The organism is Cellvibrio sp. (assembly GCF_039207905.1).
Classification (GTDB): Bacteria; Pseudomonadota; Gammaproteobacteria; order Pseudomonadales; family Cellvibrionaceae; genus Cellvibrio.
The window spans coordinates 1-24,734 of sequence record NZ_JBCECX010000008.1; the positions used below are offsets into that span (position 1 = coordinate 1).

28 protein-coding genes are annotated in these 24,734 nt (G+C 46.7%); 11 read left to right on the forward strand and 17 right to left on the reverse strand.

Translation table 11 applies throughout. From position 1 onward, the window contains the following. From fusA to djlA, 5 genes are all read right to left on the reverse strand, one after another. A partial coding sequence (fusA, locus tag AAGC78_RS06170; protein ID WP_435783177.1) for an elongation factor G occupies nucleotides 1-1,645 on the reverse strand: 1,645 nt, incomplete at its 3' end. A gap of 287 nt (nucleotides 1,646-1,932) precedes the next feature. After that, nucleotides 1,933-3,384 (reverse strand): nucleoside hydrolase-like domain-containing protein, encoded by a 1,452-nt coding sequence (locus tag AAGC78_RS06175; protein ID WP_435783178.1) that lies wholly within the window; start codon nucleotides 3,382-3,384, stop codon nucleotides 1,933-1,935. A 42-nt stretch (nucleotides 3,385-3,426) separates the two neighbouring features. Further along, nucleotides 3,427-3,828 carry a hypothetical protein gene (locus AAGC78_RS06180; RefSeq protein ID WP_435783179.1) on the reverse strand — a complete coding sequence of 134 codons (402 nt, stop codon included), beginning with the start codon at nucleotides 3,826-3,828 and terminating at the stop codon, nucleotides 3,427-3,429. A gap of 223 nt (nucleotides 3,829-4,051) precedes the next feature. Continuing rightward, nucleotides 4,052-5,221 carry a helix-turn-helix domain-containing protein gene (locus AAGC78_RS06185; RefSeq protein ID WP_435783180.1) on the reverse strand — a complete coding sequence of 390 codons (1,170 nt, stop codon included), beginning with the start codon at nucleotides 5,219-5,221 and terminating at the stop codon, nucleotides 4,052-4,054. Between the two features lie 142 nt (nucleotides 5,222-5,363). Further along, nucleotides 5,364-6,134 (reverse strand): co-chaperone DjlA, encoded by a 771-nt coding sequence (djlA, locus tag AAGC78_RS06190; protein WP_435783181.1) that lies wholly within the window; start codon nucleotides 6,132-6,134, stop codon nucleotides 5,364-5,366. Nucleotides 6,135-6,394: 260 nt separating this feature from the next. On the opposite strand from djlA, the gene AAGC78_RS06195 reads away from it, so the two are divergent. After that, the gene (locus AAGC78_RS06195) at nucleotides 6,395-6,979 is read left to right on the forward strand and encodes an ACP phosphodiesterase (RefSeq protein WP_435783182.1); all 585 of its coding nucleotides are present in this window, start codon (nucleotides 6,395-6,397) and stop codon (nucleotides 6,977-6,979) included. 135 nt (nucleotides 6,980-7,114) lie between these two features. After that, entirely contained in the window at nucleotides 7,115-7,558 is a 444-nt protein-coding gene (locus AAGC78_RS06200; RefSeq protein ID WP_435783183.1) for a hypothetical protein, read from the forward strand. Between the two features lie 28 nt (nucleotides 7,559-7,586). Here the strand turns inward: AAGC78_RS06200 and AAGC78_RS06205 are convergent, their stop codons facing one another. From AAGC78_RS06205 to AAGC78_RS06225, 5 genes are all read right to left on the reverse strand, one after another. Continuing rightward, the gene (locus AAGC78_RS06205; protein WP_435783184.1) at nucleotides 7,587-8,321 is read right to left on the reverse strand and encodes an autoinducer binding domain-containing protein; all 735 of its coding nucleotides are present in this window, start codon (nucleotides 8,319-8,321) and stop codon (nucleotides 7,587-7,589) included. A gap of 47 nt (nucleotides 8,322-8,368) precedes the next feature. Beyond that, nucleotides 8,369-8,875, reverse strand: a complete 507-nt coding sequence (locus AAGC78_RS06210; RefSeq protein ID WP_435783185.1) for a DUF1993 domain-containing protein — start codon at nucleotides 8,873-8,875, stop codon at nucleotides 8,369-8,371. A gap of 11 nt (nucleotides 8,876-8,886) precedes the next feature. After that, nucleotides 8,887-9,576: a glutathione S-transferase family protein gene (locus tag AAGC78_RS06215; RefSeq protein ID WP_435783186.1), complete on the reverse strand. Its 690-nt coding sequence runs from the start codon at nucleotides 9,574-9,576 to the stop codon at nucleotides 8,887-8,889. A gap of 306 nt (nucleotides 9,577-9,882) precedes the next feature. Next, nucleotides 9,883-10,356, reverse strand: coding sequence for an AtaL-like protein (locus AAGC78_RS06220; RefSeq protein ID WP_435783187.1), 474 nt, complete (start codon nucleotides 10,354-10,356; stop codon nucleotides 9,883-9,885). A gap of 41 nt (nucleotides 10,357-10,397) precedes the next feature. Next, entirely contained in the window at nucleotides 10,398-11,267 is an 870-nt protein-coding gene (locus AAGC78_RS06225; RefSeq protein ID WP_435783188.1) for an NmrA/HSCARG family protein, read from the reverse strand. 114 nt (nucleotides 11,268-11,381) lie between these two features. On the opposite strand from AAGC78_RS06225, the gene AAGC78_RS06230 reads away from it, so the two are divergent. Continuing rightward, entirely contained in the window at nucleotides 11,382-12,290 is a 909-nt protein-coding gene (locus AAGC78_RS06230) for a LysR family transcriptional regulator (RefSeq protein ID WP_435783189.1), read from the forward strand. 147 nt (nucleotides 12,291-12,437) lie between these two features. Continuing rightward, nucleotides 12,438-12,905, forward strand: coding sequence for a YegJ family protein (locus AAGC78_RS06235; protein WP_435783190.1), 468 nt, complete (start codon nucleotides 12,438-12,440; stop codon nucleotides 12,903-12,905). Between the two features lie 59 nt (nucleotides 12,906-12,964). On the opposite strand, the gene AAGC78_RS06240 is transcribed toward AAGC78_RS06235, so the two are convergent. Further along, nucleotides 12,965-13,432 carry an ester cyclase gene (locus AAGC78_RS06240; RefSeq protein WP_435783191.1) on the reverse strand — a complete coding sequence of 156 codons (468 nt, stop codon included), beginning with the start codon at nucleotides 13,430-13,432 and terminating at the stop codon, nucleotides 12,965-12,967. A 147-nt stretch (nucleotides 13,433-13,579) separates the two neighbouring features. On the opposite strand from AAGC78_RS06240, the gene soxR reads away from it, so the two are divergent. Beyond that, nucleotides 13,580-14,038: a redox-sensitive transcriptional activator SoxR gene (soxR, locus tag AAGC78_RS06245; RefSeq protein WP_435783192.1), complete on the forward strand. Its 459-nt coding sequence runs from the start codon at nucleotides 13,580-13,582 to the stop codon at nucleotides 14,036-14,038. A gap of 95 nt (nucleotides 14,039-14,133) precedes the next feature. Here the strand turns inward: soxR and AAGC78_RS06250 are convergent, their stop codons facing one another. The 3 genes from AAGC78_RS06250 to AAGC78_RS06260 all read right to left on the reverse strand — a co-directional run bounded on the left by AAGC78_RS06250 (nucleotide 14,134) and on the right by AAGC78_RS06260 (nucleotide 15,900). Continuing rightward, nucleotides 14,134-14,964 carry a siderophore-interacting protein gene (locus tag AAGC78_RS06250; protein ID WP_435783193.1) on the reverse strand — a complete coding sequence of 277 codons (831 nt, stop codon included), beginning with the start codon at nucleotides 14,962-14,964 and terminating at the stop codon, nucleotides 14,134-14,136. Between the two features lie 118 nt (nucleotides 14,965-15,082). Beyond that, nucleotides 15,083-15,646, reverse strand: a complete 564-nt coding sequence (locus AAGC78_RS06255; protein ID WP_435783194.1) for a TetR/AcrR family transcriptional regulator — start codon at nucleotides 15,644-15,646, stop codon at nucleotides 15,083-15,085. 122 nt (nucleotides 15,647-15,768) lie between these two features. Then, a complete protein-coding gene (locus tag AAGC78_RS06260) occupies nucleotides 15,769-15,900 on the reverse strand; it encodes a pentapeptide repeat-containing protein (RefSeq protein ID WP_435783323.1) in 132 nt (43 codons plus the stop codon). Between AAGC78_RS06260 and AAGC78_RS06265 the strand changes: the two genes are divergently transcribed. After that, nucleotides 15,859-16,017, forward strand: a complete 159-nt coding sequence (locus tag AAGC78_RS06265; protein ID WP_435783325.1) for a hypothetical protein — start codon at nucleotides 15,859-15,861, stop codon at nucleotides 16,015-16,017. The two genes, AAGC78_RS06260 and AAGC78_RS06265, sit on opposite strands and share 42 nt — an antisense overlap. Nucleotides 16,018-16,060: 43 nt before the next feature. Here the strand turns inward: AAGC78_RS06265 and AAGC78_RS06270 are convergent, their stop codons facing one another. Then, nucleotides 16,061-19,195 carry a multidrug efflux RND transporter permease subunit gene (locus AAGC78_RS06270; protein ID WP_435783195.1) on the reverse strand — a complete coding sequence of 1,045 codons (3,135 nt, stop codon included), beginning with the start codon at nucleotides 19,193-19,195 and terminating at the stop codon, nucleotides 16,061-16,063. Between the two features lie 16 nt (nucleotides 19,196-19,211). Then, nucleotides 19,212-20,354, reverse strand: a complete 1,143-nt coding sequence (locus tag AAGC78_RS06275; RefSeq protein WP_435783196.1) for an efflux RND transporter periplasmic adaptor subunit — start codon at nucleotides 20,352-20,354, stop codon at nucleotides 19,212-19,214. 165 nt (nucleotides 20,355-20,519) lie between these two features. On the opposite strand from AAGC78_RS06275, the gene AAGC78_RS06280 reads away from it, so the two are divergent. The 4 genes from AAGC78_RS06280 to AAGC78_RS06295 all read left to right on the forward strand — a co-directional run bounded on the left by AAGC78_RS06280 (nucleotide 20,520) and on the right by AAGC78_RS06295 (nucleotide 23,055). Next, nucleotides 20,520-21,086: a TetR/AcrR family transcriptional regulator gene (locus AAGC78_RS06280; RefSeq protein WP_435783197.1), complete on the forward strand. Its 567-nt coding sequence runs from the start codon at nucleotides 20,520-20,522 to the stop codon at nucleotides 21,084-21,086. A 79-nt stretch (nucleotides 21,087-21,165) separates the two neighbouring features. Then, on the forward strand, nucleotides 21,166-21,882 hold the full coding sequence (locus tag AAGC78_RS06285; RefSeq protein WP_435783198.1) for a glutamine amidotransferase: 717 nt from the start codon (nucleotides 21,166-21,168) through the stop codon (nucleotides 21,880-21,882). Between the two features lie 82 nt (nucleotides 21,883-21,964). After that, on the forward strand, nucleotides 21,965-22,576 hold the full coding sequence (locus AAGC78_RS06290; RefSeq protein WP_435783324.1) for a LysE family translocator: 612 nt from the start codon (nucleotides 21,965-21,967) through the stop codon (nucleotides 22,574-22,576). A gap of 80 nt (nucleotides 22,577-22,656) precedes the next feature. Beyond that, the gene (locus AAGC78_RS06295; protein WP_435783199.1) at nucleotides 22,657-23,055 is read left to right on the forward strand and encodes an MAPEG family protein; all 399 of its coding nucleotides are present in this window, start codon (nucleotides 22,657-22,659) and stop codon (nucleotides 23,053-23,055) included. Between the two features lie 234 nt (nucleotides 23,056-23,289). Here AAGC78_RS06295 and AAGC78_RS06300 read toward each other — a convergent pair whose 3' ends face one another. Continuing rightward, complete coding sequence (locus AAGC78_RS06300; protein WP_435783200.1) at nucleotides 23,290-23,805, reverse strand: hypothetical protein; 516 nt, start codon at nucleotides 23,803-23,805, stop codon at nucleotides 23,290-23,292. Nucleotides 23,806-24,061: 256 nt separating this feature from the next. On the opposite strand from AAGC78_RS06300, the gene AAGC78_RS06305 reads away from it, so the two are divergent. Then, nucleotides 24,062-24,715: a hypothetical protein gene (locus AAGC78_RS06305; RefSeq protein ID WP_435783201.1), complete on the forward strand. Its 654-nt coding sequence runs from the start codon at nucleotides 24,062-24,064 to the stop codon at nucleotides 24,713-24,715. The last annotated feature ends 19 nt before the right edge of the window (nucleotides 24,716-24,734 follow it).

Consider the following 24,734-nt stretch of genomic DNA (forward strand, 5'->3'; position numbering starts at 1 on the left):
TGCTCATCATGCTTTCAAAACCTTTTTCAATTGCAGGGTAGAATTCTTTTGGAACGCTACCACCAACAACGGAGGTCTTGAATACGAAGCCAGTGTTTGGCTCGCCCGGCTTGATGCGGTAGTCGATCTTACCGTACTGACCAGAACCACCTGATTGCTTCTTGTGGGTGTAGCTGTCTTCGATCTCACGGGTAATGGTTTCGCGGTAGGCTACTTGTGGTTGACCAACATTCAGCTCAACACCGTAGGTGCGCTTCATGATGTCCACTTTAATATCCAAGTGAAGTTCACCCATACCTTTCAGAATGGTTTCACCTGAGTCTTGATCGGTTTCAACACGGAAAGTTGGGTCTTCAGAAACCAGCTTGCCAATGGCAGTAGCCATTTTCTCGATCATGCTCTTGTCTTTCGGAGTTACAGCAATAGAAATTACTGGCTCAGGGAAGATCATCGGCTCAAGAGTACACTCGTGTTTTGGATCACACAGGGTGTGACCGGTTTGCACGTTCTTCAAGCCTACCAACGCGATGATGTCACCTGCTTGCGCTGTGGTCAGATCGGTACGGTCGTTTGCTTGCATCTCAACCATACGGCCAACACGTTCGGTTTTGCCGGTGAAGGAGTTGAGGATGGTGTCACCTTTGTTCAACACACCTGAGTAGATACGGCAGAAGGTCAGGGCGCCGAAACGGTCGTCCATGATCTTGAACGCCAGCGCGCGGAATGGCTCGTCGGCAGAAACGATAGCGAACTGACCGTTTGGATTACCTTCTTCGTCAGTCAAAGGCTGTGGATTAACTTCAGTTGGGGATGGCAGGTAGTCAACTACGCCGTCCAGCAACAATTGCATACCTTTGTTTTTAAAGGCAGAACCACAGAAAGTTGGGAAGAATGCCAGGTCGCGACAGCCTTTACGGATGCAGCGTTTCAGGTCTTCAACAGAAGGCTCTTCGCCGTCCATGTAGGCCATCATCAGGTCGTCGTCTTGTTCTACTGCAGTCTCAACCAATTGGCTGCGGTACAGTTCAACGTCGTCCACCATGTCAGCAGGAATATCGACCACTTTGTAGTTTTCTGGCTTGCCAGAGTCATCCCATACAAACGCTTGACGGTTCAGGATATCAACTACACCAGTAAAGGTATCTTCACGGCCAATAGGCAGGGTCATGATCAATGGGTTTGCACCCAGAACATTTTTTACTTGCTCGGTTACGCGGATGAAGTCTGCACCGATACGGTCCAGCTTGTTTACGAAAATCAAGCGAGACACTTTAGAGTCGTTCGCATAGCGCCAGTTGGTTTCTGATTGTGGCTCAACACCACCAGAACCACAGAATACGCCGATGCCGCCGTCCAATACTTTCAGAGAACGATACACTTCTACGGTGAAGTCAACGTGTCCGGGGGTATCGATAACGTTAAAGCGGTGACCTTTCCAGAAACAGCTTACCGCTGCCGACTGAATGGTGATGCCGCGCTCGGCTTCTTGCACCATGAAGTCAGTAGTCGATTCACCTTCGTGAACTTCACCGATTTTGTGGATTTGACCGGTGAGCTTAAGGATACGCTCGGTGGTAGTGGTTTTACCGGCGTCCACGTGGGCGAAGATACCGATATTTCTGTAAAGGGATAAGTCAGCAGCCATAGGACTCTCGTTATGTTAAACAGGGTTAGAAAAAGCTGGGTTTGAAAATAGCGGCGTAATATACAGGAAGTTAATCCAAATTGCCCAACGAAAAAGAAGTCTAACGCAATTGTTTTACACTTTTCGGTCAGGATCAGGGGATGAAATGAGCCGCTAGTCTCGTGAACGCAGCTTAGATGGGGATGAGCGCCAGAATCTAAAGGTGGCTTCTTCTCTAATTATTGCCGCTGTTTGGTCTGGGTTGGGCGGGAAGGGCGCCACTGTGGCGCCCCGGTCATCCGTTCGACTTAAGGTGCCAGCGTCACAATCACGCGTTTGTAGCGCGCGAGTTTTGGCGTGCCTTTGTCAGCGACGCGCACGATAAAATGCAGGGTTTCTTCCCGCTCAACCTTGGGGGCAAAAGCACCAATTCTGGCGAGGTTTTGTGTATCGATTTTAAATGGGCCTTTGTAGCTGCCGGCTTCGGGGTATAGCGACCAGTAAAAGCTCAGACTATCGCCGTCCGGGTCACTTGAGTTGCTGGCATCCAGCGAAAAATAGTGGCCGGATTTTACCCGCAGGGACTCGGCGTGGCTGAGCTTTACTACCGGCGGATGGTTTGCTTCACCAACGGATTTGGTTGTCCAATCCATACGCGCGGCAAAGTCATTTTGGAAATCATCGCGCCAGCGCCAGATGCCAACGTGGAAGTCGCTAAATGATTTATCGCTGTTGCGCGTCGCGCGGCCATAAGCGCCATCAACAATTGGTGCGTAGGTATCAATCGCGTTGGTCCAAATTGCGCGGGGCTCCTGTTCGATGGGAATGCCGCCATTAAATCCGCTCGGGTCGGTTTTGGCGCGCTCCGGAATATACAATTCGTAGCGCCCACCCCAGCCGCCCCAGTTGGGATGCTCAGGTGCATTTAAGCCATTGGGAATCAGCGACAGCCATGCCGGAGTATCGCCTTCGGCACTGTAGGCAACATCGGGATATATCGCACCCAGTGGGCCATGCCCTTGTTGGATATTGTCGGCGATCCATTGGTTGCTGATGGTTGTGTTATCTATACCTTCTACTACTTTATGGATGCCGACCCAAGTCGCTGCGCCATAGCCACCGGGGCTGATGATATAAAATAGATCGGGGAAGTTTTTTCTGATCCAGATACCTGTGTCGTCCTGATCTGAGATGGCGTAGACGCGGATCTTCGCCAGCAGTTTTTGCAGCTCGGCATCAGTACGCGTCTCTTTCAATTTATGCAGTGCTTGTGCGAGCGTGTTGGCACCGCCCCACACGGAAATCCACAGCGGGCGTTGGTCGTCCAGCTCCAGTGTGCGGATGATCCAATCCGATCCCTCGGTATCCTTACCTGCACCCATTCCATTGATGCCATAAACCGGCTGGCCTTGTTTGACCAGCGACAACAACTGTTTCTCACTCGGAAAACCGGCTTCGTGTTTTTCCAGGTTGCGCTGCACTTTGCCGTAAGCGCGAATCACCTTGCGTATGGATTCCGGCGCGACAACATTTTTTTGATGTACCGATGTGGTAGCGACCAGCCCCTGGATATCGATCACATTGGCGTAAAGGAAAAAGCGCACCAGAGATTGGGTATCGTCCGGATCAGCTTCTATATCGGTTAGCACAATAACGCGGTGTTTCTGCGTGCTGTGTTCAATTGAATTGGCTACTGCCTGCGCACTGAAGATCAATGCAAGTGCAAATGGCAACAGGCTGACCGGAGACAGAAATTTCATGGTGCTTCCTTGTGATGGATGTTTATTGTTTTTGAGCGAGATTTACGCCACCCGTGCTAACGCCGGTTTTGCTTTTGACAGGGTTCCCTGGGATTCCGCTACCAGCGTTTTAGCGGTGCGATGCAGGCTATAAATATCGCAGTAAAAGGTCGCACATTGATTGTCGGCCCACGTGATGTTGGTGTAGGCGATAAACTCGCGCGCATGGGGCGATGGTTGGATGCTGGTCTCGCACTCGGATAAAAATGATTGGCCGAGTGAGCTGTAACCTGCAGCGCGGGCGGCGCAGTCGATCATCAGTCCGGTCACGCCTTGGTGGCCGTGGATTGAATCCTCGCGGGCTTTAAAACGCAGGGTGATTTTTCCATCGCCTTGTTCGACCAGCTTGACGGTAAACAGGGCCTTGATTGCATGGCTATCGACAATTTTTTGGATCGGGTTCATAGACAACCTAAGTCAACAAAGCGGTCAAAAGGGGGCGTGACTCCCATTGTCACTGCGGTCCCGATATAAAAATCCCACCGGCCAGAAGTTTGAGGCTCCGGCTCAGTGGGGGGGTAAAGCAGAACATCCAGTCTGCTTTGTGTGGGCGTTAAGCGTTAGCAATTACCTGAAAACTTTTATCAATCTGCTAAAAATTGAAGTTTTTTTGACAAAATTTGAAGTTTCAGGCGTCGCTGTCGGTGGTTTTATCAGACAGCGTTTTAAACATTTTGGGCGTACAGCTGTACTCTTCCTTGAACAGTTTGTTGAAGTAGGAAACGTTTTTGTAACCCACTGAATAAGCTATCTCGGCAATGTTGGCATCTTCCGTTTGTGCCAACAGGCGCGCTGCTTCCGTCAGGCGGAGCTTGTTCAAGTAGCCGGTAAAGGTGAAGCCCAGCTCTGACTTGAGGATGTCGTTGATCTTGCTGCGGCTTACACCTATAGCGGTTGCCATGCCGTCCAGACTCAATTCGGTATTGGAGTATTGGGTGGCCATAAAATGCAGGATTGCACTTCTATCGCGGTCGCGATGTGATTCAACCGAAAGCTGCTGGTAGGCAATAAGCGGGCGGTCGCGCTGGGTTTTATCTTTTAGCTCGCGCACCAGCGCTTGGGTATGCTGACGGAAAAACCAAAACCCGTAGGCGCTCCAGATCAGCGCTGCAAAGGCGCCAAACAAGTACAGGTAAATTGGATTGCGCCCGGCTAGCGTAATTTCGGTAATCTGGATATTCGAGTCGATCTCCATTGGGCTTTGGAAACTGTTGCCAAAGGTCATCCGCGCAACTTGGTCGAGTTTGTAATGTTTATCGGAAAGCCCGACCTTAAATAGATCAAACCACCACTGCAAAATCTCCAGCCGGGTCAGGTCAATCTCGATCCGGTTCCACTGGGTGCTGCAGGAGAAAAAAGTGGTCGGCGTGCGATAGGTGTCGAGATCGCCGGGTTTGGTAACCCGCTGATCAAAAGTCGCGACAGAGAAGCCCAACATATTTTCCGCCGAGCATTTTGCGCTGAAGCTGATTTTGTCGTAGCCCGATAGATCTGCAAGCTGTGGTGTTTTGCTGTCTTTACCAAAAACCAATGCAATCGCGGCGTGCGGGTACTGAGCTGTGTGGGTGAGTTTGATATCAAAGTTCAGGCTGAACTTGTCATCGTGTACTAGCACCACTGAATCGCCGCCGTTGCGGACATCGGTATCCGGCTCTGTATGCCAGGGTAAGTCGTCACTCCCGGCAGGCAGCAACAGGGTTTCCAGAAAAGCATTTTCGAAACAGAAATAGCCCGCCAAACAGGTGGCCAGCAGTAAGCACAGCAGTCTGGTGAGTGCCTTGTTGTAGAATTCCCGCATGTTGCCATCGCCAATGAGTGCCGTTTATCGGCTTTATAATGCGCCGCATTTTAATGAAGATTGGCGCCTTACAGCGCCTAATCTGATTAAGGTTTTGGAAGCAAGTGTTAAGTATTGTTTTTATATAACCAACAGGCGTCCGTCACGGCTGTGTAGCGGAATACATCGAGCGGTAATGCTTAAGAAATTCGTAGGCGGCAAGTATGTGTTTGAAACGCTCGGTTGCCGCATGCAGTTGATCGGGCGGTAAACCCTGGCTGACCAATTTATCAGGGTGGTACTGGCTAATGAGTTTCTGGAAATTCCTGCGGATCTCATCTTCGGTCATGTCCGCGGTAATCCCCAACACCTCATAAGCCTGCTGCAAATCCATATTTTGGTAGCGGGGCTGGTTGTGCGACTGGTTATTCCCGCTATGGCTTTTCGCTTGTGCCTTCGTAGGATTCGAATAGGTATTTTGCGTGTATTCAGTCGCTGCCTGTGGAGGCTGGCGGCGCAGTGCTATCTGGTCTTGCGCGTAGATGATGCGCAATAAATGGTTGAAGGTAACGCTCTTATAACCCAGCTCCCGCGCAATCCACTGAATCGCATGCAGCTCTTTTTTTACCAGCGCACCATCGGCTTTCGCCATAGTAGTGAGATGCACCAAGAGTATTTGGATTAATTTGGGGGTGGTCGCTGCGCGAAACGTTTGTAACACCTGGCTGGCATTAAAATCCGGGCGCGTCGCTGCCTTGATTAAATGCAACGCTTTACGTTGTTCCTCTTCCGACAAATTCATCTTGTTAATGTAGAACTTGATGCGTTTACCTTCGGCGCGATTAATCGGCCCATCACAATTGGCCACATATCCCAACAAGCTAAACACGGCTGTTAAAAAGGACTCGCGAATACTCTGGCGCGTATCAGACATAGAGCGGGTTGTTCCGTTGAGGCTGGTTGGGGAGGTAACAAACAATTAGAACGCAGGATTGCGTGACAGTTCTACTAACGATAGAAGTAGATTTCTGATTTGCCACATTAACTTCAATATCCCAGAGGGTAGCTTGACTGGTGTACAGTTTTATCGATTGGTGCTGGTGCACAATGAGTCTACATCTGTAACAATCCAGCTTTTGTTAGGTCTATTGCTTATCCGTTAATGCAATTGCAGTAATGCGAGGTTTTTAATAAATGAATTGGCTGGCTCACGCCTATTTATCCAAGCGAAACATAGAGTTTCGCGTTGGAAATATATTGCCTGATCTGGTTTCAATTACAGAGCTGAAAAAATTCTCCCCACCTTTTCAGGAGGGGATCATCTGCCATAAAGCGATTGACATATTTACCGACTCGCATCCGATAGTGAAAACAGGCATCAATCGAATGCCCACCAACTTTAAGCGTTACGGCGGAATTCTAACTGATGTATTTTACGATCATTTTTTAGCAAAAAATTGGGCTAATTATTCTGCGGTTGGCTTGGGCCAATTTTCCGGCAATATACATCGCGATTTGTGCGAAATAGAAGGGGATATTCCTGATGAGATCCTGTTCAAGTTCAAGCGAATATTCGAGCATCATATTTTTGAAAGCTACAAAGATGTTTCGGGTGTGGGCGTCGCGTTGCAACGTATTGATTTACGGCTGCGCAGGCCTGCCGGGCTGGCTAATGCAATCGCGTTACTGGAGCAGGATTACGATCTTTACGAGCAGGAGTTCACCCGCTTTTTTGCTGAGTTACAAGCCTACGTCAGGCCCTACATCATCGAACCATAAAGCCCGCTTTTCTATCTGCAACATTATTTGAATCCAATTTAACCCTAATTGCATCTAATAAGTTGCTCATCACCCTTAACAGGTTATTGAGTAATTTGTGTTTCAAGGAAATTAATAGATCAATTGAGGTTTGCGATGAATAATCAAATCGGAACAAGAGTATCGGGAAGGTCCGTTTTACCATGGCATGGGTGGGTGCTCAGCGGGCTTTTTCTGCTTTATAGTATTGCTGCAACCTACGATTACATTATGAGTGTCAGTGTGGGGCAAAGTTATTATCGTGCATCGGGGATGACGGAAGCGCAGATAAACTATTTTTCAAATGTGCCGGATTGGGCTGTGGTTGGTTGGACTCTTTCAGTTTTTGGTGGTTTATTAGGTTCGCTTGCGTTGCTTTTTCGAATGCGCGCCGCCAGCACCTTATTTGCCTTTTCTCTGCTCGGTAGTTTGGGGTACATCTTATATACACTGGTGCTGTCTGCAGGGCGCGAGGCTATGGGAGGCTTGTGGTTTATGCCATTTGTTGTCGCGGCGTTAACCTGCCTGATGATTTTTTACTGCCGACGTTGGTTGAAATAGTTCTGCATCAATACAAGTACAGCGTCAATTATGCTTTAGGCTTTACGAGCCCATAGAGTACAGCCTTCGCAACCGCATGTTGCCTATTAGACGCACCTAATTTTTTAATTACGGATGTGAGATGAAAATTAATGGTTCTTTCAGTGACACCAATAATATGTGACATCTCCCAAGCCGTTTTGCCTTCGCACGCCCAAAATACGCACTCTAGCTCACGTTCCGTCAGGTTATTTACTTTTGGGTTCTCGATTTTGTCTATTCGATTGAATGAATCAAGTAAATAGCGACTAAACATCTCGGTAGTTATTAATGCATCGTTAACAGTTTTTTCATCAAGATTTAAACTTCTTGATGCCAAGCTTATCAGCGCCACCTGACCATTGGGTGAATTAATAGGTACCGAAAATCCGTTATTCAGCCCCTGAGATAAAAGTTCAGGAAAATAGCTATTGTCGTTTTTCGAGCCATCAATATTTCGAGAGAACTCACCCCATAAAACTGACGTAGTATTAGAAAATGCATAGCCTAATAATGGATCTGTACCAGATTGTTTCCTATGAATGAAAAAATCTAATGTCTCCTGAGGGAAATTTGACAAATAAATTACCTTAGGCGAAACCAAAGTTACCACATCACAAATAGTGAAGCAGAAATAATCAAAATGCACATACTCGCACAAATCCCCACATATTGATTTTATCTCATTGAGGCTGGAGGCATTTGATAACAAATGTCTGTATTGGCAAAAAACAGCATAATCCATTGGTATTCCCTATCATGAAGGCAGACAAATCATAAAAATTAGCTTTGCTAATCACACTCATCTGTGAAAGTGAAACCAAGTGGATATTTGTGAAAACCATCAAAATTAGCTTTTCCTATTTCTACTCCAGCTTGCCGTGCAATTGCGTAGACCATACTGTAATGGAAGAAAAAGTTTGGTAGCGCATACATGATGAAATAATCTTCACCATCAAATTTCAAGTCAGCAAAACCAGCAGCGGTACTAACTTTTGCAATTTCCATATGTCTAAAGTCAGAATCAGGAATCGAGACTAGATAATTTTGGGTCTTTTCCAATTCCGCGAAAACACTTGAAAATGAATAATCATCATCAGAAAAAGAAACTATTTCTCTCCCTGCTAGCGGGCAACTACATCTGAGCGAAAAACTAATCATAGTTTTGGCCTGCTGCAAAAGTGGAAACATATTAAAATAGAGCCGTTCGCATGAAAGATCCTTATCATGAGACTCGATTTTAATTAATAGTTGTTTTAACTGATTAAGATAGTGAATGAAAACTTTAGTTGGTGTCATAAATATATCTCTTAAATCAAAATACTTTTTCCCGCAGCAATAGTTTCTATCTTGTTTTTTTCCAAGCTGCCACCTAAAGATTCACAAGGAATCTTAATTCCTGCTTGCACTGCCGGCCTGGTATAAATAGATTTCATCCATCGCTTAAGGTTCTCCAATCCATCAACACTTGAACCGCTCCACTCATAACCCCTAACCCATGAAAAGTTAGCTATATCTGCGATGGAATACTGATCAGCTAAATATTGTTTTCCGTCGAGGGCTTTGTTTAGAACTTCAAGAAGCCTACGAGTTTCTTTTTGATAACGATCAATTGCATACTCTATCTTGAGCGGTGCGTAATGTCTGAAAACGTTGGACTGCCCCATCATAGGCCCGACACCGCCAACCTGAAACATAAGCCACTGCAATGTTTTCATTCTGGACTCCGCATCAGTCGATAAAAAAGCACCGTACTTTTCAGCAAGATAAATCATTATTGCGCCAGACTCAAAAATAACAATGGGATCACGTTGGAATGATGGGGCATGATCCACAATGACTGGAATTTTACCGTTCGGATTTAATCCCAAGAAGTGTTCGCTTTTTTGCTCTCCACTTGAGAGATCAACATGATTTACTTTATATGTAACACAAAGCTCCTCTAACAAGATTGATATTTTATGCCCATTGGGAGTGCCTGCGGTAAAAAGCTCGATCATACTTAAAACCTCATCACGAATTGAAAACAGTATCAAGGCAAAATGATATTGGGAATGGAGTCAATATACATCTGCACATCAAAACAGGCACCTGTCAGATCTTACACACCTACGAAGTCACCTAAATCCAGCAGGATATAGCTCAACAAAAATCCCCCCCTTGGCTGGATAATCCACACAACTCATTTAAGACTCGCAGTAGCCAAGGCAATGAAGCGGTGTGTATATGTTAATTAATTGGCAAACATTCGATTGGAGCGCAAGTTATTTCCGAAGATTAACTCGCGCTATGTATTGTTGCATCGATCAAAGCTTGCCTTCTGCCAATAATTCGCGAGTTCTTTTCAGTGTGGACAGCAAGGCTTTTTTGTAACCTTGATCTCCTGCAATCCACGCTTGTTCTGCCTGCTCTTCAGGGCCACCAGGTTCTTTGCCGCGTAAACCGAGGTAGCAATAAAATCTGAGTTGAAGCTCGCCGGATTCATCTTCAAATAATTCGTTGATGATTACCCCTTCGCGTGGACCGGTGATCTGAAAAAATGAAACTTTTTGCTCGGATTCGAAGTTGATTATTTCGCGCAAGTTGTCACCCGCTATGGTCGCTTCACGCACAATGTGCGTTGCGCTTTCTTGCACGACATCGCACTGCGTACAAAGGCCGGGCGGTAGAAATAAGCGGGCATCGCGAGCTTTAAGTACTAAACCTGCCCACGCTTGTGTGCGAGTCAGAGGCAGTTCGCCCTGTGGGTTAACCGGAATTGTTGCGCTTGAATAAATCATGAGAGTGCTCCTGAATTAAAAATTGATGAATAAGTAAATGATCAAACTGCGTTTGCAATTTCAGTGGCTAATTCGCGATAGCTGCGCAGTGGGCGGCCCAATAATGTGGTCAAGCGCTCAACATCACCCGCGTTCGGAATCATTCCGTCGCTGATAAAACGTTCGCTCATCAAACGCATGTCGTAAGCCATCCAGTGAGGCATAAAATTACGCAGGTTCTGTTCAAAACTGTTGGTGTCGTCACCGCCATGCACAATCGGGCGACCTAATACTTCTGTCCAAATATTTGCTGCATCAGTAGCTGTCAGTGTGTCCGGGCCAACCAGATTGATGCGTTCAAGTGGCAGTGCTTCGTTACTTCCATTGCGGCGCAATAATTCAAGCGCGGCGATTTCGCCTATATCGCGGGCATCGATCATGGCCAGACCTTTGTTGCCAATCGGCATGGGGTAGACGCCGTAGCCAAGAACAACATCTTTGATGGTCCACTCGTTATTCATGAAATAAGCGGGGCGCAGAATGGTCGCGCTAAAGCCCATCTGCTCGATCATTCGCTCAACGCCAAACTTGCCAGCGAAGTGAGGCACATTGACGTAAACATCGCTGTGAATAACTGACAGGTAAACCACATGTTTAACGCCGGCGTCTTTGGCCAGGTTGAGTGCGATAAGTGCCTGGGTGAATTCGTCGGGCACTACGGCATTGAGCAAGAACAGAGTGGATACGCCTTCAAAAGCACTGCGCAATGAATCGGGGTTTAGCAAATCACCTTGGGCCAAGGTAACGCCTGCGGGTAAATTCGCTTTGGTTGTGTCGCGGACAAGGGCGCGCACATTGGTGCCACGTTTAACAAGTTGCTCTACTACTTGATTGCCAACGGTGCCGGTTGCGCCTGTAACGAGAATGGTCATGGTGTTGCTCCTGAGTTAGTAAGGTTTGTGTCAGATGACGATTCGCATATTAGTGATCCCAAATATGGATCGATAGATGGTATATTTGGACGCTCTGTCTCATTGGTGAAACATATGGATTTACATGCGTTAGCTGATTTCAATCTGGTCGCCCGCCACGGTGGATTTGGTGCTGCGGCGCGTGCCACCGGGCGGCCAAAAGCAACCCTGTCCCGACGAGTTGTGGAATTAGAGGCGAGCCTGGGCATACGGCTATTGGAGCGCGGGGCGCGAGTTCTGAAACTCACTGAAGAGGGGCGGGCGCTTTACGAGCGGACGGGCGCGCTGCTTACCGAGATTGATGAGACGGTGACGTCCATATCCCAAGGTGGCGACAGGCCGCGAGGCAGATTACGGATTAGTGCTCCGCTACTTTTTGCGCAGACAGCGATGGGAAAACTCGCTGCCGGTTTTGCGCTGAAGTATCCCGAGATTCGCCTTGAGGTGACGACAGAAGACCGCAGTGTAGAAATGGTTGAAGAGGGTTACGACCTGGTGATCAGAGTTAATCCTGATCCGGATGAAAATTTGGTCGGGCGAATTTTTTTGCGTGATCGATTAGTTGTTGTCGCAAGCCCGCAATTGCCTCAGCCGATGAATAATGAAACTGTTCCTGCCGTGGTGCGCGGTTCTGGTAATCAAAGCGCAATATGGAATCTGAAAACACCAACAGAAAATGCAACGATTAATATCGATCCCGTGCTTCGTTTGTCTTCACTGATAATGATTCGCGATGCTGTCCGCATGGGCGTCGGCGCAGGCCGACTTCCTATATCACTCGTCAGTAATGATCTGAATACTGGTAAGTTAGTGCAGTGGGGCGATGCAGGTTTGCCGGAGATTGCATTGTGGGCGCTTTATCCGTCCCGACGTTTATTGAGTGCTCGTGTATCGACATTTCTTGAATATTTAAAAGAAGCCTTTCCAAAAGGTACGCCTGATGAATTGGCGGCTTATATTGTTGATGGTGGTTATCCAGCGTAATGGGCGGATCTGTTTGATGTGTTTAGAGTTGGTTTCTATTCACTTTTTCTCGTTGTGAATTGATCGCATTATTTTGATATTAGTGCGTTAGGCATCTCTATAAGTCACTAGCTTGCTAATAAGGCTGGTTTTTAAGGAATTAAATTGATGATTAATTTTAGATTTTTGATTTTAGTAATGTTGGTGCTTTTGGCTTCATGCTCATATGGAGACAAGACTGTAGATATTGCCGCTGATGATCCAGAAATGCTTGCTGCATTTTCTAAAGCCAAAGAAACCTTGCCAACGTTTTGGGGGATTTATGAAAAACCAAATAACGGAGAGTCTGATTTTGCATTGAAGGTGAAAATAGAAGACGAAAATGGCGTGGAGTATTTTTGGGTAATAAATATCGATAAAAAAGACGGTCAGATATTTGGTGAAATAAATAATAATCCAGAAATTGTTGAATCTGTGAAAGATGGGGAGGTTATAGAGGTTATCCCTGATCACATTACTGATTGGCAATACATAAAAAATGAGAAAATAGTTGGTAATTTTACTATGCGAGTACTTTTAAAGCACATGCCTGAGGATGAGGCTAAAGAATATAGAGACATGCTTGCTGAACCATAAAATACAACGAAATCACAATTAGCTGTCTCCATATTTACTGTAACTGATAAAGGCGGCTTTTAAACCGCTTTTATCAATTGATACACACTGCCTTTCGGCGTTGTTAAGGTCACTGATTTGTTATACATCAGCACTTCATTGATACGATTGTTATGTATTTTGAATACACCGATGGCGGTGAATCTGATAATCCCCCCTGAAGCTGCCAGCCCCATAAATTCTTCGCTGTGTTGGCCTTGTACATGAAAGCGGGTGAACACGTTTTTGTCATCGGCGAGTAGCGGCTCGATGCAGTATTTGGAATCCCGGAATACATCGTGCAGATAATTTAAAAAGCCACTGAACTCCAAATGGTTTTGCGGATTGAATTCGGGAAATCCCCAGCAATTGATTTGCTCTGATAAGGCCTGCGCAAATAACCCATTGCGATCATGGCCGGGATATTGGTTGCTGAAAATGGCATCGAGAAAACCTTTTACCAGCAATTCATTGTCGCGCTGTAATAGTTCTTCCTGTGGGTAGAGCATGTGAAACCCCTTGATTGAGAGTTGGCCAATGGTCAGCGCTTGTGGCGCTTTGGGTTGATAATCTATTTCAAAGATGATGCTGTTGGTGACTTGCCAAAAGCGTTGGGTGTCTTTATAAATCCTCAAGTTAACTTGAGGTCAATAGCCATGGCGAAAAATAATGCGGCTCCTGCGCGGGAGTTGAGTGTGGGTGAGGTGGCGCGGCGCAGTGGCGTTGCGGTGTCCACTGTCCATTTTTATGAGGCTAAGGGGCTGATTTTCAGTGTGCGCAATGCGGGCAATCAGCGGCGCTATGCGCCTGGTGTGTTGCGTTACATCGCCATTATCAAAGTGGCGCAGCGAGTGGGGATTCCGCTGGGCGAGATTCAGGAGGTGCTCGGTGAGTATCAGTCGGAATGCAAGATAGGTGAAGCGCAGTGGAGTGCGGCGGCGGCGAAATGGCGAGAGAATCTGGATGAACGCATTCAAAAACTGCAGCGCCTGCGTGATGAACTCAATGGTTGTATCGGTTGCGGGTGTCTATCGCTTAAAGAATGTCCGTTGCGCAATCCGGAAGATATTTTAGGTCAGCAGGGACCGGGTGCGAGAATTTTGGAGCGACCTTAGTGGCGATTGATAAATCGCTACATAAAAAAACTGTGTGGAGTATTTTGCGTAGGAGTGAATGAAGCAAGATGGAAATCCTGCTTCATTCAATGGATTTAATCATCCATATTTTCGTGCGCATCAGCGACACCGAGTTGCCAATAACCGGCAGCTTTAACACCCTTGGAACTCATATTGCGCTCTTTCACCAAGTAGGAGCGAATTACACGCGCCGCTTTAGTTTCGCACGCAATCCACGCATAACCTTCACCATCGGGCAGGGTTAATTTCTCCAATGCATCTTTGATGACGGTAGTGGTGCCTGCAACTGCGCCTTTGCGATAACACCAGATGATTTCAACTTGCGCTTGCGATGACAGTGGAACTTCATCGCCCGCATCATCAACTTCAATCAGTGCAATTGCTTTAGTGGTTGCTGGCAACTCTTCCAAGCGACGGGCGATAGCAGGCACGGCAGTTTCATCGCCGGCGAGCAAATGGAAATCGTATTCGGTCGGAATGATAAATGAACCTTTAGGTCCGCCGATCCCAAGCAAATCACCGGGTTTTGCTTGTATCGCCCAGGCAGTTGCAGGGCCCGCTTCGTGCAAAGCGAAATCAATCACCAAGGTGCGGGCATTGCCGTCGAAAAATCTGGGGGTGTAGTCGCGCATAACCGGTTTTGCACCTTCTGGCCAGACCGGGCCAGTAGGGCCTAATTCCGGCAAGCGCAGTTCGCCAGTGGTTGCATCGGGGAAAAACAGTTTTACGTGATCATCAAAACCGGGGCTATCAAAACCTTCAAGGTCATCTCCATCGAAAGTGATGCGGATAAAACTGGTGGCGAATTTTTCAGTAGCGGTAACTTGTACTTTGCGAAAGCGCAGCGGTAAACGAATGCGCTGTGGCGCGCGCGCGGAGGTTGGCGCGGCATCAGTGGAATTCATATGTGTCTCCTGTTCAAAAAACAACCCGATTTTTCAGGTTGGCATATCTTGTCGATGTGAATCAGCAGCCGCCGATAATAATCCAGATCAATGCCGGGCACATGGTATTTTTTTCGCATCAATCCGGCATTGTGAGTGCGACCAGTCGCGAGCAGAGGTCAGCTGTTGCGGCTCGCTTTTCTTCCGGCTGGCGCATTCCAAAACATTGCAACCATAAACCGTCGGCGGCAGAGCGCGCTATGCGCAGGGCAGGGGCGTGTTGTTCGTCGGGATATTTACTGAGTTTGGCAGAGACCCAAGCATCCCATTTGTAGGCATATTTTTTGTCAGTCAGCGCATTAAAAATAAATAAGGATTGCGCGGTATTGCGTGTGACACAAGCATCTACAGCTGCTTGTACATAGGCACGGGTGAAACGCCCGTAGGCTTGTTTATCCTGTTTTATGCGCTCCTGGATTGCATCGCCAAAGTCCACAAGACACTGATCGAAAACAGCATCAATCAACTCTTCTTTTGATGCGTAGTGATGATACAAACCGCCTTTGGTAAAACCTGCCAGCGCAGCAATTTCCTTGATCGATAATTCTGCCAGCCCGCAGCGCGATGCACCTTCAATAGTGGCCTGGAATAATGCAGTCTTTACATCATCCGGTGCGCGTCTTCTGCTGTGAGTGGCTGTCATTTCAAATTGCTCCTGCGAATTAATTCATCTCTTAATATGATTGGTAAAAAGGATGTTTGTTGCAACCGCGTTACTGTAATGATGTGCAAAAACATGTTTACGAAAAAACATCTACAGCTCGATTAACAAAATAGCGTGCTTGTTAGAGCGCTTTGGTTGAAACGGATATTGTTTAAATTGCAGTTGCTAAAAATACAATTGATGAATGTGCATTGGCTAAATTCGGTATTGGAAAAATCGCTGTTTTGAAAGATGCAACTTTCAAACGTGGTATTGTAAACGCTGCGCGACACCCAATCGAGATTATTGAATATCTTGCAAAAATGGTCATTGCTGTCGATCAAATTCATAGCAACTCTGCAGTGTGGTAAAAATTGAAAAGCAACATCAAGCCATCCCTGGCAGAAAATATTTCTATGATGCTGTTGTCTCGGCAGTTTCATTGGTGTTTTTATCGCGCACATACAACCGCGATAGCACCCACACAAAAAATACCGGTACAAAAATTACGCCGAGCAAGGTTGCGGTAATCATGCCGCCCATTACGCTGGTGCCAATCGCCTGCTGACTGGATGCACCGGCGCCCGTTGCAATTGTTAGCGGCAATACGCCGAGGATAAATGCCATAGACGTCATGATGATGGGGCGGAAGCGCAACTTCGCGGCTTGAATTGCCGCATCGGCCAGAGATGCGCCTGCAGCGTGAAGTTCTTTGGCAAACTCAACAATTAGAATCGCATTTTTCGCTGCAAGCCCGATGATGGTGATCAAGCCGACTTTGAAATACACATCGTTGGACATACCCATAATCGTCACCGCAAGCACTGCGCCCAAAGCACCAATAGGTACGATCAACAACACTGTTATCGGAATCGACCAGCTTTCATAAAGCGCAACCAAAATTAAAAACACCACCAGAATGGCAAGGCTAATTAATATCGGTGCTTGCGCGCCGGATAATTTTTCCTGATAGGAAAGTCCGGTCCACTCGTAACCAATACCTTTAGGCAAATCGGCAATAATGCTTTCAATTTCTGCGAGCACTTCGCCGGTGCTGTAACCGGGTTTTGCATCGCCCATAATTTTAAAGGTGGGGTAGCCGTTGTAGCGCGATAACTGCACCGGGCCAAAATCCCACTGCGCGGTAACAAATGCGCTGAGCGGAACTTGTGAACCTGAAGAAGTAGGTACGTGCAATTTCAATAACGATTCCGGAGTCATACGCGCTTCAACATCAGCTTGCACCACCACGCGTTGCTGGCGACCCTGATTGTTAAATTCATTCACAGTGGCCGAACCAAATGCAGCGGAAATTGCCTGGCTGATCACTGGAAAGCTCACACCCATGGCTTCGGCTTTATCGCGATCAATGTCGAGTTTTAATTCGGGTGCATCCTGCAATCCTTCCAGCATGGCATAAGCCATAATCGGCGATTGATTCGCGCGCCCCAATAATTCGCCGAGCGCAGCAGTGAGTGCTTCGCGGCCTAAACCAGCACGATCTTGCAAGCGCAGCGAGAAGCCGCCCGAATTACCCAAGCCCTCAATCGGTGGTGGTGTAACTGCCATTGTCATACCGTCGCTTACCGATGCGAAGTTAGCATTGAATGCATTGGTTTCATCGGCAGCCGATTGACCTGCACCGCGCTCACTCCAATCTTTCATGGTGGGGAACATCAAGCCTGCATTCGGCCCCATGCCGGAAAAACTGAAACCGAGAATGGAGGTGACTGAATCCATGCTCTCGCGGCCCGCCAAATAATTTTCCAATTCGGTAATGGTTTTGCTGGTGCGCGCGGTAGTTGCACCTGCAGGTAATTGCACATCCACAATCATGTAGCCCTGGTCTTCCTGCGGTGCGAATGCTTGTGGCAAACGTATGTAAAAGAACGCGAGCACTGCAACTATCACCAAATAAATCATCATGTAGCGACCGGTTTTGCGTACCAGCTTGTGATTCAATTGCGCATAATTGTTGGTGAGCGTTTGAAACTTGCGATTAAACCAACCGTAGAAACCGGTTTTTTCGTGATGCCCCGGGTCAACCGGTTTGAGCAAAGTTGCACACAGTGCCGGTGTTAAGGTGAGTGCAAGGAAACCGGAAAATAAAATTGATACAGCAAGCGATACAGAAAATTGTTGGTAGATCACGCCTACCGATCCACTCATCAATGCCAGCGGAATAAATACGGCCGAGAGCACTAAAGTGATTCCCACAATTGCGCCGGATACTTGTTTCATCGCTTTAATGGTGGCTTCTTTTGGTGGAAGATTTTCTTCAACCATTAACCGCTCAACGTTTTCGACTACTACAATGGCATCGTCCACCAAAATACCAATCGCCAGTACCATGCCGAACATGGTCATCATATTTACCGAGAAACCAATCGCGTACATCACCGCCAGTGTTCCAAGCAAACACACAGGTACTACGATGGTGGGAATCAGGGTGTAGCGAATGCTTTGCAAAAATAACAGCATGACCAAAAACACCAGGATGATAGCTTCAACCAGTGTGTGGATTACTTTGGTAATGGCCGCATCAACAAAGCGCGAGGTGTCATAGGGAACAGATAATTCAATATCGTCCGGAAAATTTACCGACAATTCATCCAAACGTTTTTTAACGGCTTCCACGGTTTGCATCGCATTGGCACCGGGTGCTAATTGCACTGCACCAATCGCAGAAGGTTTGCCGTTAAGGCGCGATACAAAGTTGTAGTCCTGCTGGCCAATTTCAATGCGTGCGACATCCTTCAGCAACACGCTTGCGCCATTAGGCAAAGTCGTCAGCGTAATCTTGCCGAATTCTTCCGGATCTTTGAGCGTGCCTTTTACGGTGATGTTGGCCGTTAACTCTTGATCAGCGCGCGTTGGTGATGAACCAAAACTACCTGCCGGCACCTGAATGTTTTGCGCAGCAATCGCACTGTTTACATCATCAATACTCAAGCCGTAACCGATCAGTTTTTGCGGATCAACCCAAATACGCATCGCGGCTTCTGATGCGAAAAATTGCAATTTACCCACACCGCTTACACGGCGTACTTCGTTGTTGATGTAACGCGCAGCGTAATCAGAGAGGCCAACAACTTCTTTATGTTCGCTGCCGTCTTTGTAGGTGAGGGCATAAAACATTAAAAAGCCAGCGTTAGCTTCTTCAACTTGAATGCCTTGAGTAATTACTGCAGCGGGCAAACGTGCTTCGGCTTTTTTCAAACGGTTTTGCACTTCCATCTGCGCAAACGATGGATTGGTTCCCGGTTGGAAAGTTGCAGTAATTTCCGCAATACCATTGGAGTTGCTGGAAGATTCAAAATACAACAGCCCTTTTGTGCCGTTGAGTTCTTCTTCAATTACGCTGGTGACGGAATCTACCAATACCGATGCGGAAGCACCGGGGTAGGTGGCATACATCACGATTTGCGGTGGTGCAACAACCGGGTACTGCGCTACCGGTAATTTGGGTAATGCCAGCAAGCCGGCGAGTGCGATAAAAATCGCCACGACCCAGGCAAATTTGGGACGTGCAATAAAAAAATCAGGCATGGTCTAGTGTCCCCAATTAAACGCCGGTGGTGGATTTTTGCTTGATTACTGGCTCAACTTTTTCGCCCGGTTGCAACATGGCGTTGCTGCCGACAATCACTTTGTCGCCCGCGTTAAGGCCAGAGAGAATTTGCCATTCGGAGCCGATCATTTTTCCGGTTTGGATCGGGCGCACTTCTACACCTTGTTTGCCAGCCACAAATACTTGTGGATTACCATCGGCGCCGCGGCTTACTGCGCGTTGCGGTAAGAGGAAAGCAGTGGGTTGATTTTGCAAACGCGTCAGCACCTGCACATACATGCCAGGCAGCAAGCGACCATCGTCGTTGGGGAATTCACCGCGCAGGGCGATAGTGCCGGTCACTTGATCAACGTTTGCGCCAGCGAAACGCAACTTGCCGGTGACTACATGAGTAGTGCCATCAACGCGCGCTTCCAGAATGTCGCCATCCGCAAGCTTGCCGCTGCGGCTATCTTCCTGACGTGCCAGCTCGTTACTTAACGCGTGAGAGAAGTCCACATAGACCGGATTTAATTGTTGGATGTGCGCAACTTCAGTGACTTCGCTTTGGCCAACCAACATGCCTTCGGTCACCAGTGCTTTACCGATTCGTCCGGAAATAGGTGCCGTGATACGTGTGTATCCGAGATTTAGCTTCGCACTGTCGACATCGGCTTTGGCAGCCAACACGCTGGCGCGGGAGCTGCCGAGGGTGGCGCGCGCGCTATCCAGATCCTGCACGCTGATGGCTTTTGCTTTAGCGAGATCTTCAAAACGCGTGGCCTTGGTTTGCGCTTCGGTAAATAGGGCTTCAGCGCGGGCAAGTTCAGCCGCGGCTTTTGCCAGCGCAACCTTGTAAGGCGCTGCGTCCAATTCAAATAACAACTGTCCTTCTTTTACGTCCGAGCCTTCTTCAAAGTGACGTTTCATCACAATTCCCGCGACTCGCGCGCGTACTTGCGATTCACGTACAGGCGTTACACGGCCGGGCAATGAATCAGTCACCAGCAACGCCTTAGGTTCGGCTACTACTACCTCTACCTGTCGGGTAAATCCTGCCCCCTGCTGCGCGGGCTGTTCGCCGCAGCCGGTAAGTACAGCTAGTAGGGTTAGCCCGGAAATGGCCAGGCCAGCGTGTGCAAAGACAGGTTTCATCATTAATAAGCTCCAGTGAGACTGATTCCAAAGTGGATCGCATAATATACAAAAAGATAAAATGAATCAAATTTGATTCATTTGGTAAAAATAAGTATCTTATGGGTCGTCTAGACATTGACATTCGGTGCCGTAGAATGAGCGGCCTAATAACCAGAGGAAGCCTAGGTGACAACAGCAACCAACCAAACAGACCCGTTATTGCTGCAGCTCGCGGTAGCACTTGCCAATCAGCCAAGGGCAAACCTGCAAGAATTGGCGAAGGCTGTTGGCGTAAGCAAAGCGACTCTGTATCGCTTTTGCCCAACGCGGGAGGAGATCATTGCGCGTTTGTTGGAAGAGGCAACCATAACCGTTGCCCTATCACTTGAGGCTTGCGACCTTGAACATGCACCGGTCGAAGTAGCCTTTAAGTCGCTGATTGCCAGCGTGCTGGATTCCAAAGAGCTAACGCTATTTTTGATTTACCATTTCAGACCGGATTTTTTATTAGAGACAAATCTGGATAAGCGCTGGCTTGAGATTCAAAAAGTGAGTGATAAATTTTTTCTGCGTTGTCAGCACGAAGGGTTGTTGCGTATTGATATCAGCGCAGTAGCATTGAGTGAAATATTTTTTGGCATAGGCTGCTCATTGATCGAAGCCGAGCATCGCGGGCGTGTTCCCAGGGCTGGAATGGCAGAGTTGATTGAGAAAATGTTTTTACAGGGCGCAGGCGTGCAGCAAAAAGCGTGACGAATATTTGCATCACTTAAAAACCAAATGTTTTAGTGATGCATGCAGTTGTTAGTCAACATTGAGATGAGATGTAACCATGAGTAAACCTATCCTGATTGTAATGGCGGGAAAAACTTTTCCGGAGATCAGCAAAAGCCAGGGCGACTTTGGCGATTGGATCGCAGCAGGCTTGGGTAATGAACTTCCGTATACTATTGTGAGCGCAACAGAAGTAACAGAATTTCCGCGTCCAGCAGAGTTATCTGGCGTAGTGATAAGTGGTTCCCATGCAATGGTGACCGACCGCGAAGATTGGAGTGAGCGATTAGGTGGTTGGTTAAAATCCTGCGTTGCTGAAGAATTGCCGGTGTTGGGGATTTGTTATGGTCACCAATTATTAGCGCATGCCTGCGGTGGTGTGGTGAATGTTAATCCTGCTGGTCTTGAAATCGGCACAAAGGAAATTACCTTGGCCGAAGGTGCAAACAAAGATTTGTTATTAGGTGAACTGCCAGCAACCTTTCCCGCGCAGCTGATCCACTACCAATCTGTTCGCAGCTTGCCCGAGGGTGCACAATTGTTAGCGCACAGCGACATCGAGCCGCATCAAGCATACCGTATCGGTAATTACGCCTGGGGTGTGCAGTTCCATCCGGAATTTTCCGCTACTGCCATGCGTGGTTACATCACCCAATTGCAAGCGAAACTGGATGATCATGAGCGCTTATTGGCAAAGGTGGAGGCTACACAGGAGGCCACTAGTTTGTTGCAGCGCTTTGCCGCTATCAGCAAAGCAAAATTTGCAGGCGCGTAAAATAAAAACTATCGTTAAAGCCATTATGGTTACAAGCTGCGATATAAATGAGAGCCTGTTTTCAGGCTCGTAAAAGGTGAATATGGATTACCTTGCGCTCATTCTCTTTGTGATTGCCACATCAATAACGCCGGGCCCTAATAATATTTTGATATTGGCATCCGGCGTAAATTATGGAATCAAAAAAAGCCTCCCGCACTTTTTCGGCATTAACGTCGGTTTCCCATTGGTTATTATTGCCGCCGGGTTGGGCGCGGGTATCTTGTTCAAGCAATTCCCGGTTTTGCATACGCTATTAAAAGTGGTAGGCATCTGCTACTTACTCTACCTGGCTTATCGGGTAGCAACCGCATCAACTGATAAATTAAATACTGAAAAGAAAAAGCCATTCACTTTTATTCAAGCTGCGTTATTTCAATGGGTAAACCCAAAAGCCTGGATTATGGCAATCGGTGCTGTTGTCACCTTTGCATCGGCGGGTGGTAATTATCTAGTGCAAGTGGGAACCATCACTCTGGCATTTATCTTTTTCGGACTGCCATGCACTGGCCTGTGGTTACTATTTGGTGCCTCCCTGAAAAACCTGCTATCAAATCCTGTCCGCATTCGTATTTTTAATTGGGTGATGGCGTTATTACTGGTTGCGTCACTGGTTCCGACGATGCATGAGTTGTATGTGCAGTTTGTGGTTTGATGAAGTTGCAGAAATACGCAATAAGTAAAAATGAGATGCTAAAGGCTCAGCTCATAAATAATCCAGTTTAAGGAATAAACATGAAAGAACCATTATTTACATTACTTATTCTGATTGCAACGATGTTTTTTGTTGCCTTTGTGTGTCGTATGTGGGCTATCAAATTTGGTTCGACAAAGCTGTCGGACTACGAAGTCTTTGATGGCGACCAAGTGCCAAGTTATGTAACTAAAACAACGAATAATCTGAACAACCTGTTTCAACTTCCACTAGTTTTTATTGCGGCTTGTGTTTTATCTATTAGCTTGGCTTATGTAAGCGAACATCTTATTTTTAATGCTTGGGGATTTGTAGTATCAAGGTATATTCATACTTTGGTACATATTACGTTTAATCAAGTGCTTGTGCGGTCAATTGTATTTGGGGCGGGTCTCTATTTTTTAATAGCAATCTGGATAGAGCTATTTTCTATAATATAAAAACACTTGCCCGCGTCAATGGCGGGAATCATTTCAAGAAACGATCAATTCAATGGGGTTGGTAATGCTAGTTTGGGGAAGCTATAAAAAATACCAAAATCTTTTTAAAAAATCCGATCATTAAAAAATATCAAATAGCGCGCTAATTTCTCATCATCTAAAACTGGATAATATTAATTCTGATAGGGTGAAGGGGGAAATTAATTGCCGCTTTATGGCAGCTTATATCCCGTGTTATTTCCGCTTGATACCTAAAATATTCATTAGTTCAAGCGCTCTTGGATTGGCCGCTATTTTTTGCTCAACCGTTTGACGGATTGATTCGCTGTTTTCTGGATTTTTGATAACTTTTTCGTACATGTCATTTTGAGTATTTATTCCGAATTCCTCTTTCGAGGACTCGTAAGCCTTACTGAAAGTAGTCCAATATTCGGATAATTCATTTTTAAACTGTTCTTTGTACGTTTCTACGCGCGCAAAGTAACCCACTTCACGAGTTTCTGGTGTGCCAAGCTTGCTTGAAATCGGCATGTAATCTATATACCAGCCTGGCGCCATTGCCATTCGTAGTAACTCTTCGGGAACTTCTTGATTTGAAAGCGCTTTTCCTTGCTCCGATATTGTTACTTTATCGGCGGTGAAGTTGTTTTTTTCAGGAAGTACAGTTTGTTGTGGCGTGTAAGCTTTATTTTTTCCGGATAAACCTATAGAGCTGTAGAGGTTCAGGTTTGACAATCCTAGTGCGTTCATCTTTCTTTCTCCTGCTGTAGTGCGTATTTTAAAATAGCAGGTTCTATGCCAAAAAATTAAGATGAATTTACGGATTTTTATGCTGAAAATATTGGCCCTATGCGGTGTGTGGCAGCGAAATATGACATAAGTAATACACTTTCATGACAATGCTAACTTACCAACTATTCACTGTGTACTCATAATAACCGAGCTAAAAGCCCGATTGAGATTTATTCAGTCGGGTTAGGTAATTCTGTTGTATGAGGTATGTATTATGCAAAAAAGTGTTGCGTTGTTAGATCATGTGTCGTCACCTTCAGTTAAGTGGTTATCGGTAGGTGAGGTTGTCACGCGGTTTTTAAGTTTGATGTTAGTGGTTAGTATTCCACCTATCTGTTTGTTCATCGACCTAAAAGTTATAGGTAATGGTGTCTCTGAACAGTCTGTGACCGAAATAGCCCAACTGGTAATGTTAGCTTTGACTATCGGTTGTTTTATTCTTCTCGCACAAAAGAAATCGACTGAAAGATATTTTTTCTTGCTCGCTGCGGCATTTTTTGCCTGTATGTTAATCCGCGAATTAGATGCTCTGTTTGATTTGATTGCCCATGGTTTATGGCTTTACGTTGCTGCTCCAATCGCGCTCACCGCAATTATTAATGCTATTAAAAATAGCTCTGCCACTCTGCAAGGCTTACTGCGTTTTGTTTCCTCGCACTCGGGCGTGTTAATGCTGGTAGCTATCGCTATTTTGGTTTGCTATTCCCGCCTGATGGGGATGACGGGAATATGGCAAAATATTATGGGTGATGGTTATTTGCGTGTTGTTAAAAATGCGGTGGAAGAGGCGAGCGAGCTGTTGGGTTATAGTTTGATTCTCAGCGCATCAATGCACTACGCATTTCAGCGTCTGCGCACTGAAGCCTAAGCTCGATCTGTTAATTACC

Coding starts and splice junctions, on each gene's coding strand:
- AAGC78_RS06175 (WP_435783178.1), bottom strand. CDS start 3,384: ATGAAATTTCTGTCTCCGGTCAGCCTGTTGCCATTTGCACTTGCATTG.
- AAGC78_RS06180 (WP_435783179.1), bottom strand. CDS start 3,828: ATGAACCCGATCCAAAAAATTGTCGATAGCCATGCAATCAAGGCCCTG.
- AAGC78_RS06185 (WP_435783180.1), bottom strand. CDS start 5,221: ATGCGGGAATTCTACAACAAGGCACTCACCAGACTGCTGTGCTTACTG.
- djlA (WP_435783181.1), bottom strand. CDS start 6,134: ATGTCTGATACGCGCCAGAGTATTCGCGAGTCCTTTTTAACAGCCGTG.
- AAGC78_RS06195 (WP_435783182.1), top strand. CDS start 6,395: ATGAATTGGCTGGCTCACGCCTATTTATCCAAGCGAAACATAGAGTTT.
- AAGC78_RS06200 (WP_435783183.1), top strand. CDS start 7,115: ATGAATAATCAAATCGGAACAAGAGTATCGGGAAGGTCCGTTTTACCA.
- AAGC78_RS06205 (WP_435783184.1), bottom strand. CDS start 8,321: ATGGATTATGCTGTTTTTTGCCAATACAGACATTTGTTATCAAATGCC.
- AAGC78_RS06210 (WP_435783185.1), bottom strand. CDS start 8,875: ATGACACCAACTAAAGTTTTCATTCACTATCTTAATCAGTTAAAACAA.
- AAGC78_RS06215 (WP_435783186.1), bottom strand. CDS start 9,576: ATGATCGAGCTTTTTACCGCAGGCACTCCCAATGGGCATAAAATATCA.
- AAGC78_RS06220 (WP_435783187.1), bottom strand. CDS start 10,356: ATGATTTATTCAAGCGCAACAATTCCGGTTAACCCACAGGGCGAACTG.
- AAGC78_RS06225 (WP_435783188.1), bottom strand. CDS start 11,267: ATGACCATTCTCGTTACAGGCGCAACCGGCACCGTTGGCAATCAAGTA.
- AAGC78_RS06230 (WP_435783189.1), top strand. CDS start 11,382: ATGGATTTACATGCGTTAGCTGATTTCAATCTGGTCGCCCGCCACGGT.
- AAGC78_RS06235 (WP_435783190.1), top strand. CDS start 12,438: ATGATTAATTTTAGATTTTTGATTTTAGTAATGTTGGTGCTTTTGGCT.
- AAGC78_RS06240 (WP_435783191.1), bottom strand. CDS start 13,432: ATGCTCTACCCACAGGAAGAACTATTACAGCGCGACAATGAATTGCTG.
- soxR (WP_435783192.1), top strand. CDS start 13,580: ATGGCGAAAAATAATGCGGCTCCTGCGCGGGAGTTGAGTGTGGGTGAG.
- AAGC78_RS06250 (WP_435783193.1), bottom strand. CDS start 14,964: ATGAATTCCACTGATGCCGCGCCAACCTCCGCGCGCGCGCCACAGCGC.
- AAGC78_RS06255 (WP_435783194.1), bottom strand. CDS start 15,646: ATGACAGCCACTCACAGCAGAAGACGCGCACCGGATGATGTAAAGACT.
- AAGC78_RS06270 (WP_435783195.1), bottom strand. CDS start 19,195: ATGCCTGATTTTTTTATTGCACGTCCCAAATTTGCCTGGGTCGTGGCG.
- AAGC78_RS06275 (WP_435783196.1), bottom strand. CDS start 20,354: ATGATGAAACCTGTCTTTGCACACGCTGGCCTGGCCATTTCCGGGCTA.
- AAGC78_RS06285 (WP_435783198.1), top strand. CDS start 21,166: ATGAGTAAACCTATCCTGATTGTAATGGCGGGAAAAACTTTTCCGGAG.
- AAGC78_RS06290 (WP_435783324.1), top strand. CDS start 21,965: ATGGATTACCTTGCGCTCATTCTCTTTGTGATTGCCACATCAATAACG.
- AAGC78_RS06295 (WP_435783199.1), top strand. CDS start 22,657: ATGAAAGAACCATTATTTACATTACTTATTCTGATTGCAACGATGTTT.
- AAGC78_RS06300 (WP_435783200.1), bottom strand. CDS start 23,805: ATGAACGCACTAGGATTGTCAAACCTGAACCTCTACAGCTCTATAGGT.
- AAGC78_RS06305 (WP_435783201.1), top strand. CDS start 24,062: ATGCAAAAAAGTGTTGCGTTGTTAGATCATGTGTCGTCACCTTCAGTT.